This window comes from Prevotella sp. E13-27 (genome assembly GCF_023217965.1).
GTDB lineage: Bacteria > Bacteroidota > Bacteroidia > Bacteroidales > Bacteroidaceae > Prevotella.
The window spans coordinates 1208177-1220543 of sequence record NZ_JALPSC010000002.1 but is presented as its reverse complement, the minus strand read 5'-3'; the positions used below and the strand labels follow the sequence as shown (position 1 = coordinate 1220543).

Below are 12367 nucleotides of genomic sequence, written 5' to 3'. Positions count from 1 at the left end.
TTCACTTCCTGAGCATCGGGAGTTTTTTATCTGATAATGCAATAATACATCGCATGTTTTTTGGCTGATATTGTTTATTTCGGCTCCACATGTACAGAAATATGTGTCTCTTCGCCGTATTTCTTTTTCAATACTTCTTCCACCTCAGAGGCTTTGTCGTGAGCTTCTTTCAGCGTTATGTCACCGTTCATCAGTATGTGTAGCTCAATGGCATAGTGACTGCCTATTCGTCGAGTGTGCAGGTCATGAGGTTCAACTACTCCAGGAATAGATGCCGCCAGCTGCAAAATCTCTTCCTCGATATCTTCTGGTAAAGACTGCTCTGTAAGGTCGCCTATGGCATCGCGTAGCAGCACAATAGCAACCTTGACTATAAACAATCCTACGATGACAGATGCCATTGGGTCGAGCACCGTCCAGCGCTGTCCGAGAAATATTGCTCCACCTATGCCCACAGCAGTTCCTATTGACGAGAGAGCATCGCTGCGATGATGCCATGCGTTGGCTCTCAGTGCTTGTGAATTAAGCTGTACTGACTTGGTCATTGTGTATCGATATACAACTTCCTTCGTGGCTATAGAGATCAGGGCTGCCCATAGGGCAAGCATGCCAGGGGCTTCGAGCTGTTTACCGCCTGCCCATGCTATTATCTTCTCTGCTCCGTCATAGACTATTCCTATTGCGACAGCAATCAGCGCCAAGCCAATGATAGTCATTGCCAGCGTTTCGTATTTGCCGTGACCATAGTCATGTGACTTGTCCTTTGGTATTGCACTTATCCATACAAATATTATTACTATAACATCAGTGATGAAGTCACTTAGTGAGTGTACGGCATCAGCAATCATCGCTGAGCTATGTCCTAAAACTCCAGCTACGAACTTGAATACGAGCAGGGCTACGTTTGCTGCTCCGCCCGCCATTGTCACTTTGTATATTTGACTGTCTCTTGTCGATTTCATTTCTCTTTTAACAGCACTTTAAAAAGTCGATTATTTGCATATTCTTACCGAAATGTGCAATAATTAATGTTATTCATGGCAAAATTACTTTTCTTTTTGAATAAAATGTCATTTTGTTGCCAATATTTTTTATCTTTGCAAAAAATATTTTTCAAGATGCAAGCACGATTCATTAAATATATATCGTTTACATTGTTCCTTATCGCAGCTGTTTCATCATGTACAGATAAAGAACGTCAGACCATAGTCAAACAGAACCAAGCCGATAGTCTTATAAATGCAGCCTATAAACAGTATGACTATGAAAGGTTGCTCCAGTTGGCAGACCAGTTGGACTCAACAAATGAAATATCTGAGATGAAAGCCAACTATTGGCGAGGCTATGCATACTCTCGTGAGCGTAAGATGCACCTGGCCGAGAACTACTGGCAGAAAGCCATTTCTCTTGACATAAAGAACCGCGAAGACCTTGAATACTACTCTAAGTCTGCCAACAGACTTGCCAGTGTGCTTCTGCTACGTGGTGAATATGAGTCAACTATGAAGGTTGCTGTGCCTGCAATGAATAAGCTTGTGGAAAAGGGCTACGATAGCAATTGCGACTTTGCCTACTTGTTACTCTCTGTGGGATGCTGTCAGCTTAAACTGAACACCTCCAATGAAGCAGCCAAGAGCTTTCATGATGCCTATAGCAAATATCTTGAAGTAATAAAATACGAGCCGTCATCATCAAATGTGACAAGTGCTGTAGTAGGTGTAATCACGATTGCAGATAACTATCTTTTCCAGCATTATTATCAGGAAGCCTATGACTGGACAAGTCATCTCGAAGAACTCCTTCACGAATATAGCAATCTTCCTGATCCCAACCAGAGCTATCTTGACAAGCAGACAGCTCGCCTTTACCTTTATCGTGCCTGGGCAATGGAAGGTCTTGGTAATAAGGCTGACGCAAAGCTTAACTATGAAAAAGCCTTGCTGACTGACTATGCAAACACTGGTGATGGAAAACTCGAAGCCATCAACTATCTCACTTCTGCCGGACGCTGGGTTGATGCAGCTCGTAACTATGAGTCACTTGATGCACAAATGAATAAGTTCAATATTCACCCTACAGTAGAGAATATCCAACGTTACTACTTGCCAAAGTATCGTGCCAATATCAACGCCAATCGTCTTGATACTGCCAATGCTGTAGCAAGAGCTATTTGCGAGCGCCTCGACTCATCAATAATCAGCATGCAGCGTGATGAGGCGTTGGAGATGGCAACGATATACAACACTCAGCAGAAAGAGACAGAGATTATGCAGCAGAAGGCCGATATGGAGCGTCAGCAGTTCTTGGCAGCCATTGTGCTGATGGTGCTTGTGCTGTTTGGATTCAGCCTGTTCATTTTCTTCCGACACAAGGCAGCCATGCGTCTTGAAATAGCTTATAAGAAACTTGAGGAGGCCAATGAGCGCACCAAGGAGTCATCGCGCATGAAGACGTCGTTCATACAGCAGATATCACATGAGATTCGCACTCCTCTTAACATCCTGTCGGGCTTCACCCAGGTTATCACCACATCGAATGCTGATCTCGACGAAGATACTCGCAAAGACATCAACAAGCAGATACTTGAGAATACAAATCGCATTACCGAGCTTGTTAACAAGATGCTTGAGCTTAGCGATGCAAACAGCAAGACGGTCATTGAGCGTAACGATGACGTGCTTGCACTTCAGATAGCTGCCCAGGCTGCGTCAAACTTCCCTCCATGCGAGGAGTATAAGATACCCATTGAGCTTGAGGTAGGCGAGGGGAGTGATACTCTGATGCTCCACACTAATGAGCAGGCAGCCACTCGCGCCATCGTCTTGATGCTCGACAATGCTGAACGTTTCACTAAGGAAGGAACAATCCGCCTGAAGGTGGAAAAGCTTGAAGGCAAGGTTCAGTTTGTAATAGAGGATACCGGCATTGGCATACCTGCCAACGAGGCTGAACACATATTTGAAGAGTTCGTTCAGCTCAACGAATACGAAATTGGTACCGGCATCGGACTGACTGTAGCTCGCAGCTTCTGTCGCCGACTGGGAGGTGACATTGTTCTCGACACCAGCTATACTGCAGGTGCACGTTTCCTCATGACCTTGCCTTTAGGCGAAGCTTCAAGCTGAGAAAACTATTCAGAACCACGTTAATACAACCATCATATAAACTATAACTATGAATATTCCTTCCGTTTTTTGGTTAGTGCCAGTGGCAAGTATCGTTGCCCTTGGTATGGCGTTCTTCTTCTTCCGCCAGATGATGAAAGAAGACGAGGGCACACCTCGAATGTGTGAGATAGCAGCCCATGTGCGTCGTGGTGCTATGGCCTATCTTAAGCAGCAGTACAAGGTTGTGACGATGGTCTTTATCGTCCTTGCCGTAGTGTTCGCCTTCATGGCCTATGTGCTTCATGTGCAGAATCCATGGGTACCGTTTGCCTTCCTCACAGGCGGACTTTTTAGCGGACTGGCAGGCTTCTTCGGCATGAAGACCGCCACCTATGCTTCTGGACGTACTGCCAATGGTGCCCGCAAGGGTCTCAACCAGGGACTTCGCATCGCGTTCCGCTCAGGAGCTGTCATGGGCCTTGTTGTCGTGGGTCTCGGTCTTCTCGACATAGCTATCTGGTTTCTAATACTCAGCAGCGTCTATACTGAGGGAAGCATAGCCCTTATCACTATAACCACCACCATGCTTACCTTTGGCATGGGTGCCTCTACACAGGCGCTGTTTGCTCGTGTAGGTGGCGGTATCTACACTAAGGCAGCCGATGTTGGTGCCGACCTTGTGGGAAAGGTTGAACAGGATATTCCTGAAGACGATCCTCGCAACCCCGCTACCATTGCCGACAATGTGGGCGATAATGTGGGTGATGTAGCAGGCATGGGTGCCGACCTCTATGAGAGCTATTGTGGCTCCATACTCTCTACTGCAGCCCTTGGCGCTACGGCCTTTGCCATGAATGGCGACATGCAGCTCAAGGCTGTCATAGCCCCCATGATTATTGCCTCTGTGGGCATCTTCCTCTCGCTGATAGGCATCTTCCTCGTCCGCACCAAGGACGGAGCAACTATGCGCGACCTGCTAAAGTCGCTGGCCTTGGGAACAAACGTTTCTGCTGTACTCATTGCTGTTGCCACGTTTGTCATTCTCTATCTTTTGGGACTCGACAACTGGCTTGGCACATCATTCTCAGTCATCACAGGTCTCTGTGCAGGCGTCATCATTGGTCAGGGCACAGAGTATTACACTTCTCATTCCTATAAGCCTACGCAGGACATCGCTGCTGCTTCAGAGACAGGTGCTGCCACCGTTATAATAAAAGGTATAGGTACAGGCATGATATCTACCATGATACCCGTTGTCACCATCTCTGTTGCCATAATGCTCAGCTATCTCTGTGCCAATGGCTTCAACCTCGACATGTCGGCTGAGTCGCTCTCTCGCGGTCTCTACGGCATTGGCATTGCTGCTGTGGGCATGCTCTCCACGCTTGGCATAACTCTTGCCACTGATGCCTATGGACCTATTGCTGACAATGCCGGAGGTAATGCTGAGATGAGCGAGCTCGAGCCAGAAGTACGCCAGCGTACCGATGCTCTTGATGCCCTTGGTAACACCACCGCTGCTACCGGCAAGGGCTTTGCCATTGGCTCAGCAGCTCTCACAGCCCTCGCCCTTCTGGCATCATATATTGAAGAGGTGAAGATTGCTATGGAACGTGCCAACATCACCCTCACTAATCTCAAGGGTGAAATCATTAGCGCTACCGATGCCACCATTCCCGACTTCATGAACTTCTTCCAGGTGAACCTCATGAACCCGAAGGTTCTCGTTGGCGCCTTCATAGGAGGCATGGCTGCCTTCCTGTTCTGTGGTTTGACCATGGGAGCTGTGGGTCGTGCAGCTCAGTCTATGGTTGAGGAAGTGCGCCGTCAGTTCCGCGAGATTAAAGGCATACTTGAGGGAACAGGCACTCCCGACTATGGTCGTTGCGTGGAAATCTCCACTCGCTCGGCTCAGAAAGAGATGATTTTCCCATCGCTCCTGGCAATAATCATTCCTATCATCGTGGGCTGTGTTCTTGGTGTCGCTGGTGTCATGGGACTCCTTGTCGGTGGCCTTACTGCAGGCTTCACACTTGCTGTCTTCATGGCCAATGCCGGTGGCGCGTGGGACAATGCCAAGAAGATGGTGGAGGAGGGCAACTTCGGTGGCAAGGGCTCCGATTGTCATAAGGCTACTGTCGTGGGCGATACCGTTGGCGATCCTTTCAAGGACACGAGTGGTCCGTCTCTGAACATCCTCATCAAGCTCATGTCTATGGTGTCCATTGTTATGGCTGGCCTCACCATTGCATTTTTGTAATCATTAGGTGGACTTTTGTTTTTATCGTGGGAGGAGTGCTGCTGCCGTGGTGCCCCTCTCTGCTTTTCTACTGACCTTAGATTTGTCCGCTATTTGCTTTCTTATTTAAATGCTTCTCGCTTTCTTACCAAACGCTTCTCGCTTTCTTACCAAACGCCTCTCGCTTTCTTACCAAACGCTTCACGCGTTATTTCTAAACGCTCGTTGTGTGTCATTCGAATGCATTGCAAAGGTACGAAATTATTGGGTGCAAAACAAGGATTCTTTTCATTTATCTCAGATTTATTTCAAATGTTAAAATTGAGTTGTCGCATGATATATTAGAGAAAAGTAAACATATTCAGGAAAGTAGTCTACATTCACAGGAGCAATAGTCAACAGAATCCGTACGACTCACCGGCGTACCGGCGTACCGACTCACCATTAGGATTTTTACTTGCTGCATACCATAGACCTTGAAAATATGTTTATATATTATATATATTATATTAAATTTAATATAATATATATAATATATAAAAGTTAATTTCACTATTTTACTACTTCATTTGAATTATGCAAATGGTACGGCGGTACGCCGGTGAGTCGGTACGCCGTGTCTTCTCAATAACCTAAGGTGATGGACAAATAATAATTAATCGTAATGTTGTGTTAAATAAACATAAATTTACATTATGGTTAGTGTGTCTGTTTCTTTTTCTTAATTAAATATTGTACCTTTGCAGTCCGATTATTGGGGGAGGGTCTTAGAATCCCCCGTGAGTGCCGTGTGAATAGCGCTTATCTTTGGCCGGATGACGTGGTTCGTGAATCGACATTCAAGATTATTCGAGAGCGCGGCAAATGCCGCAAAAAGATTTTAAAAAACTGTTTTTTAGTAAATTTAATTTTAAGAATGAACACTTTAAGTTACAAGACAGTCTCAGCTAACAAGGAGACAGTCAAGAAGGAGTGGGTGGTAATCGACGCTACCGATCAGGTGGTAGGTCGCCTCGCTTCTAAAGTCGCTAAGTTGATTCGTGGTAAGTACAAGCCAAGTTTCACTCCTAATGTTGATTGCGGCGACAATGTTATTATTATTAATGCTGCCAAGGTTGTTTTCACCGGTAAGAAGGAAACCGATAAGGTTTACACCCGTTATACTGGCTATCCTGGTGGTCAGCGCTTCAACACACCTGCTGAGCTTCGCAAGAAGAAGGATGGTGTTGACAAGATGCTCCGTCACGCTGTGAAGGGTATGCTGCCAAAGGGTCCCCTCGGACGCGCACTGCTCAACAACCTCTATATCTATGAGGGCACAGAGCACAATCATGAGGCTCAGAAGCCACAGGCTATTGATATTAACCAGTATAAATAATAATAGAAGACAATGGAAGTAATTAACGCAACAGGTCGTCGTAAGAGCTCTGTAGCTCGTGTTTATTTGTCGGAAGGTACTGGCAAAATTACGATCAACAAGAAGGATATTACAGAATATTTCCCCTCAGCTATCCTGCAGTATGTTGTTAAGCAGCCTCTGCAGCTCTTGGAAGTAGCTGAAAAGTACGACATCAATGCCAACCTCGATGGTGGTGGCTTCACAGGTCAGAGCCAGGCTCTGCGTATGGCTATCGCACGTGCTCTTGTTAAGCTGAACGCTGATGACAAGAAGGCACTCAAGGTTCAGGGCTTCCTTACACGTGACAGCCGTGAGGTAGAGCGTAAGAAGCCAGGTCGTCCAAAGGCACGTCGTCGCTTCCAGTTCAGTAAGCGTTAATCATACTGGACTACGTTTAGTATCTAAACCAAGGGGATTCTGGGGGCTAGTACTAGAAAAACTAGTTGAACTAGTCGAACTAGTCAAACTAGACTACCACTTGGCTGATCTAACAAAAAGATTAAAAAGAAAGTAAACAACTTATTTAAAAAGAAAAAAGAAAATGGCAAGAACAAATTTTGATATGCTGCTCCAGGCTGGATGCCACTTTGGTCACCTGAAGCGTAAGTGGAACCCCGCCATGGCTCCATACATCTATACCGAGCGTAACGGTATTCACATCATTGACCTCCACAAGACAGTCGTTAAGATTGACGATGCTGCAGAGGCATTGAAGGCCATTGCCCGTCAGGGTAAGAAAATCCTCTTCGTAGGTACTAAAAAACAGACTAAAGAAGTCATCGCCGACAAGGCTACAAGCGTGAACATGCCTTATGTTATCGAGCGTTGGCCTGGTGGTATGCTCACCAACTTCCCAACCATCCGCAAGGCTGTGAAGAAGATGGCAAACATCGACAAACTGATGAACGACGGCACATTCAGCAACCTGTCAAAGCGTGAGCTCCTGCAGATTACACGTCAGCGCGCTAAGCTTGAGAAGAACCTCGGTTCTATCGCTGACCTGACACGTCTGCCAAGCGCTCTGTTCGTTGTTGACGTGATGAAGGAGAACATCGCCGTTCGTGAGGCTAACCGTCTGGGTATCCCCGTGTTCGGTATCGTTGATACAAACAGCGATCCTAAGAACGTTGACTTCATCATCCCTGCAAACGATGACGCTAAGGACAGCGTTGAGGTAATCCTCAATGCATGCTGCGCTGCTATCGCAGAGGGTCTCGAGGAGCGCAAGGCTGAAAAGGCTGACGAGAAGGCTGCTGAGGCACAGGCTGAGGCAGAGTCTGAAGAGGCAGCTCCAAAGCGCACACGTCGTGCTCGCAAGGAGGAGGCTACAGAGGCTCCTGCTGCTGAGGAAGAGGCACCAGCTGCTGAGTAAGTGATAAGTAAAAAGGGGAAGAGTGAAAAGGAAACGATTCACTCTTCACTCTTAAATGAAAAACGTAACAAGTTAAATCGTAAATTATTATGGCAATTTCAATTGACGATATCAAAAAGCTTCGCGCTATGACTGGCGCAGGTCTGGCTGACGTAAAGAAGGCTCTGACTGAGGCTGAGGGTGATTTCGACCGTGCTAAGGAGCTGCTTCGCGAGCGTGGACTGGCTATCGCTGCTAAGCGTAGCGATCGTGAGACTTCTAACGGTTGCGTGCTCACAAAGGTTGAGAACGGTTTTGGTGCAATCCTCGCCCTGAAGTGTGAGACCGACTTCGTGGCTAACGGTGCTGACTTCATTGCTCTGACACAGAGCATCCTCGACGCTGCTGTTGCTGCAAAGTGCAAGACTCTCGATGAGGTTAACAATCTTGTTGTTAACGGCATGAAGGCTTCTGAGGCTGTTACACAGCGTTCAGGTATCACTGGTGAGAAGATGGAGCTCGATGGCTACCAGACTCTCGAGGGCGCAAACATTGAAGTTTACGACCACATGGGTAAGCACACTCTCTGCACAATGGTTCAGACCACAAAGGAGAACCAGGAGGCTGGTCACAAGCTTGCTATGCAGGTAGCTGCCATGAAGCCAGTAGCTCTTGACGCAGAGCACGTAGAGCAGAAGGTTCTCGACGAGGAGTACAAGACTGCAGTTGAGAAGACAAAGCTCGAGCAGGTTGAGAAGTTCGTTGAGATGAAGCTTAAGAAGGCTGGTATCAACCCCAACCTCGTGGATAGCGAAGACCACATTGAGAGCAACATGTCTAAGGGCTGGCTCACACAGGAGCAGGCTGACGAGGCTCGCAAGGTTATCGCTGCTGCTAAGGTAGAGGGCGAGGCTCAGCTGAAGCCAGTAATGATCGAGAACATCGCTAAGGGTCGCGTACAGAAGTTCTTGAAGGAGAACTGCCTCGTTGACCAGGAGTTCCAGTTCGGCGACGGCGACAAGGCTACTGTTTCTCAGTGGCTCGCTCAGCAGGACAAGGAACTGAAGATTGCTGACTTCCGTCGCTTCACTCTTGCTGCAGAGTAATCTGTTTTCAAATAGGAAACACAAAATAGAAGGCTGAGGAAAATCCTTGAGATTTTCCCAGCCTTTTTCTTTAAGAAACAGAAAAAAAATAGTAACTTTGCGTCCTACATAGAATCAACTTCTGAAGTTATAACTTATGCTAAGTAAGAACCAGTTACGCCAAGTAAAACTGCTGGAACAGAAGAAACACAGGCAGCAGAGCGGACTCTTCGTAGCAGAAGGTCCAAAGGTGGTGGGCGATCTGTTGCGTTGTGGCTTTAAGCCTCAGACGGTCTTTGCCACAGCCGCCTATGAGAATCCGTTTGGAATAGATTGTATTGAGGTTACTCCTGATGAATTGCGAAAACTGAGCTTCCTGCAGCATCCTCAATATGTGCTTGCTACTTTCTGTATGCCAAAAACAAGTGAGGTGACAGAACCTCGCGGACTGTGTCTCGCTCTTGACGGAGTGCAGGACCCAGGCAATCTGGGAACGATAATACGTATTGCTGACTGGTTTGGAATAGATACCATCTATTGTTCGCAGGATACTGCCGATGCTTGGAATCCGAAAGTGGTTCAGGCCACAATGGGAAGCATAGCTCGCGTGAACATTATATATACCAAGCTCACGGATCTGTTAGGCCAAACATCGCTGCCTGTATATGGAACATTGCTCGACGGCGAAGACCTTTATAGCAAGAACCTTGCCGAGGAAGGCATTATTGTAATGGGTAACGAGGGAAACGGCATTTCAGCAGAAGTGAGACAATTGGTGACGGAGAGACTCCTCATACCTTGCTATCGCAAGGGTGATACGGCTGAAAGCCTGAATGTGGCTATTGCAACTGCTATAACCTGCGCAGAGTTCAGACGACGCAAATAACCTTTCGTTCAGCAGAAGAAAGAAAAATGCACATGGATAAACTGCATAATAATAAAGGAATGCTGTCAACATCATGGATTATGATGCTGATAGCTCCCATTATGATGCTGATGAATTCCTGTTCTACGACGCGCTATGTTCCAGATGACAAATACCTGCTTAGCACTGTTAAGGTAAGACTGGCCCCTTCGGCAGAAGCTGATGTCAGCTTGGGACAATTGCGCAGCTATGTGCGACAGAATCCCAACTCACGCCTGTTCTCGTTGGCGAAGACATCTCTTGCCACATATTCTTTGTCAGGAAGAGACACTACACGTTGGATAAACCGTTTTATAAAGTCTATAGGTGAGCCGCCTGTGATATTTGACAGTATGCAGATGGTTCGTTCGAGTGCAGACCTTCGTCAGGCTCTGTGTAACGAGGGCTATATGCAGTCAGAGGTGATAGCCGATGTGCAGTATCGTGGTAAGAAGGCACATGTGACCTATTGGCTTCAGCCTGGAAAAGCATATTATGTCCGTAGGTTGAGATACGAGATTGGCGACAGTCGTATTGACTCGCTGTTGAAAGTTAACGGCGATAGCGCTAAACGTATGCTGAATGCTAATATGAGGTTTGACTTGGCGAAACTCGATGCTGAGCGCAAGCGACTGACAAGCTTTCTTAACAACAATGGCTATTATCGATTCCACAAAGAATATATAAGCTATCTGGCAGACACTCTGGCTGGCTCAACGGATATCGACCTTACGCTGCGCCTTGCAGCAATGAAGCGTGACAACCTTCCTGACACTCTGCATTCTTGCTATACAATAGGAAAGATTAGCTATAATGCTGGTGGTGCCAATACTGTATATCAGCTGCCTCTCAGACGAAGCGTTCTTGAAGAGTGTACACATTTCACAGCCAATCAGCCGTATTCAGCAGCACGTTTGCAACGCACATATAACCACTTCGGCAGGATGCAGGCTGTGAAATACACTAACATTTCACTCAGACAACAGGCCGATACGACTATTCTTGATTGTGACATTCAACTACAGGGCAACAAACCATCTACAATAAGTGTGCAGCCTGAAGGAACAAACACAGCAGGTGACCTGGGAGCAGCTCTGTCTGTGACCTATCAGAATCGTAACATGTTTCGTGGTAGCGAGGTGTTCAGCGTTGAGTTGCGTGGCGCCTATGAGGCCATAAAGGAGCTGGAAGGCTACTCAAACCAGAACTTCATAGAATACTCTGTTGAAGCACGACTCAGCTATCCGCGCTTCATGTTGCCTTTCATCTCTGATAGAATACGACGCGAGGTGAATGCCACAAGCGAGCTGGCATTGCTATATGACATGCAAGACCGACCAGAATTCCACCGTCGTGTGCTCTCTGCATCATGGAGGTATAAGTGGTCGTTCCCTTATCGTCATGATCGTTATCAGCTTGATCTCCTTGACCTGAACTATGTCTTCATGCCTTGGATTTCAAATACTTTCAGAAAGGAATATCTGGAGAGCGAAAACTCGCGTAACGCCATTCTCCGCTATAACTATGAAGACCTGTTCATCACTAAGATAGGCATAGGCTATTCCTATGCCAACAGAAACATTGCGTTTAAGACAAACCTTGAAACATCGGGCAACCTGCTGTCACTTGGAGCCGAGATGTTTGATGCAGGTAAAAACAGCGAAGGACAATATACCTTATTTAATATTGCGTTTGCTCAATATGTAAAGGCTGATTTTGATCTGTCACGCTCTTTCATGATTGACAGCAACAACCAGCTTGTGCTTCATATGGGATTCGGCATAGCCTATCCTTATGGAAACAGCAATGTGCTGCCTTTTGAAAAGCGCTATTTCTCGGGTGGCGCAAACAGCGTCAGAGGATGGAGCGTCAGAGGACTGGGACCTGGTAAATATACAGAAAATGACGGACGTATAAACTTCATCAATCAGACTGGTGACATGAAGCTAGACTTGAATGCAGAATATCGCACACATCTGTTCTGGAAACTTGGAGGCGCCTTCTTCATCGATGCAGGCAATATCTGGACACTACGCGACTATAAAGGTCAACCTGGCGGACAGTTCCGTTTCAATGAATTTCTGTCACAGCTGGCTGCAAGCTACGGTCTTGGCATACGCTTCAACTTTGACTATTTCATTCTGCGTTTTGACCTTGGTATGAAGGCTGTTAATCCTGCATACGAACCTGATACAGATGAACACTATCCGCTGTTGCATCCGAAATTCAGCCGCGATGCAGCTTTCCACTTCGCAGTGGGACTGCCTTTCTAACACAAGGGG

Annotated in this window: 9 protein-coding genes; 8 read left to right on the top strand and 1 reads right to left on the bottom strand. The window is 46.8% G+C overall.

Annotated features, from left to right (window positions below; genetic code table 11):
- Nucleotides 1-74 precede the first annotated feature (74 nt).
- Nucleotides 75-962, bottom strand: coding sequence for a cation diffusion facilitator family transporter (locus M1L52_RS14130; RefSeq protein ID WP_248615671.1), 888 nt, complete (start codon nucleotides 960-962; stop codon nucleotides 75-77).
- Between the two features lie 156 nt (nucleotides 963-1118).
- On the opposite strand from M1L52_RS14130, the gene M1L52_RS14125 reads away from it, so the two are divergent.
- The 8 genes from M1L52_RS14125 (at nucleotide 1119) to M1L52_RS14090 (ending at nucleotide 12358) form a co-directional block, all read left to right on the top strand.
- Nucleotides 1119-3125 carry a sensor histidine kinase gene (locus M1L52_RS14125; protein ID WP_248615670.1) on the top strand — a complete coding sequence of 669 codons (2007 nt, stop codon included), beginning with the start codon at nucleotides 1119-1121 and terminating at the stop codon, nucleotides 3123-3125.
- Nucleotides 3126-3174: 49 nt separating this feature from the next.
- Complete coding sequence (locus tag M1L52_RS14120; protein ID WP_248615669.1) at nucleotides 3175-5367, top strand: sodium-translocating pyrophosphatase; 2193 nt, start codon at nucleotides 3175-3177, stop codon at nucleotides 5365-5367.
- Between the two features lie 895 nt (nucleotides 5368-6262).
- The gene (gene rplM / locus M1L52_RS14115) at nucleotides 6263-6724 is read left to right on the top strand and encodes a 50S ribosomal protein L13 (protein ID WP_248615668.1); all 462 of its coding nucleotides are present in this window, start codon (nucleotides 6263-6265) and stop codon (nucleotides 6722-6724) included.
- 12 nt (nucleotides 6725-6736) lie between these two features.
- Nucleotides 6737-7123, top strand: coding sequence for a 30S ribosomal protein S9 (gene rpsI, locus M1L52_RS14110; RefSeq protein WP_248615667.1), 387 nt, complete (start codon nucleotides 6737-6739; stop codon nucleotides 7121-7123).
- Between the two features lie 163 nt (nucleotides 7124-7286).
- Nucleotides 7287-8117, top strand: a complete 831-nt coding sequence (gene rpsB / locus M1L52_RS14105) for a 30S ribosomal protein S2 (RefSeq protein ID WP_248615666.1) — start codon at nucleotides 7287-7289, stop codon at nucleotides 8115-8117.
- A gap of 89 nt (nucleotides 8118-8206) precedes the next feature.
- The gene (gene tsf, locus M1L52_RS14100; protein WP_248615665.1) at nucleotides 8207-9202 is read left to right on the top strand and encodes a translation elongation factor Ts; all 996 of its coding nucleotides are present in this window, start codon (nucleotides 8207-8209) and stop codon (nucleotides 9200-9202) included.
- A 136-nt stretch (nucleotides 9203-9338) separates the two neighbouring features.
- The gene (locus M1L52_RS14095) at nucleotides 9339-10067 is read left to right on the top strand and encodes a TrmH family RNA methyltransferase (RefSeq protein ID WP_248615664.1); all 729 of its coding nucleotides are present in this window, start codon (nucleotides 9339-9341) and stop codon (nucleotides 10065-10067) included.
- 32 nt (nucleotides 10068-10099) lie between these two features.
- Nucleotides 10100-12358, top strand: coding sequence for a BamA/TamA family outer membrane protein (locus M1L52_RS14090; protein WP_248615663.1), 2259 nt, complete (start codon nucleotides 10100-10102; stop codon nucleotides 12356-12358).
- Nucleotides 12359-12367 lie beyond the last annotated feature (9 nt).

Excerpts from the sequence above, each read along its gene's own strand:
- M1L52_RS14130 (WP_248615671.1), bottom strand. The coding sequence starts at position 962 with ATGAAATCGACAAGAGACAGTCAAATATACAAAGTGACAATGGCGGGC.
- M1L52_RS14125 (WP_248615670.1), top strand. The coding sequence starts at position 1,119 with ATGCAAGCACGATTCATTAAATATATATCGTTTACATTGTTCCTTATC.
- M1L52_RS14120 (WP_248615669.1), top strand. The coding sequence starts at position 3,175 with ATGAATATTCCTTCCGTTTTTTGGTTAGTGCCAGTGGCAAGTATCGTT.
- rplM (WP_248615668.1), top strand. The coding sequence starts at position 6,263 with ATGAACACTTTAAGTTACAAGACAGTCTCAGCTAACAAGGAGACAGTC.
- rpsI (WP_248615667.1), top strand. The coding sequence starts at position 6,737 with ATGGAAGTAATTAACGCAACAGGTCGTCGTAAGAGCTCTGTAGCTCGT.
- rpsB (WP_248615666.1), top strand. The coding sequence starts at position 7,287 with ATGGCAAGAACAAATTTTGATATGCTGCTCCAGGCTGGATGCCACTTT.
- tsf (WP_248615665.1), top strand. The coding sequence starts at position 8,207 with ATGGCAATTTCAATTGACGATATCAAAAAGCTTCGCGCTATGACTGGC.
- M1L52_RS14095 (WP_248615664.1), top strand. The coding sequence starts at position 9,339 with ATGCTAAGTAAGAACCAGTTACGCCAAGTAAAACTGCTGGAACAGAAG.
- M1L52_RS14090 (WP_248615663.1), top strand. The coding sequence starts at position 10,100 with ATGGATAAACTGCATAATAATAAAGGAATGCTGTCAACATCATGGATT.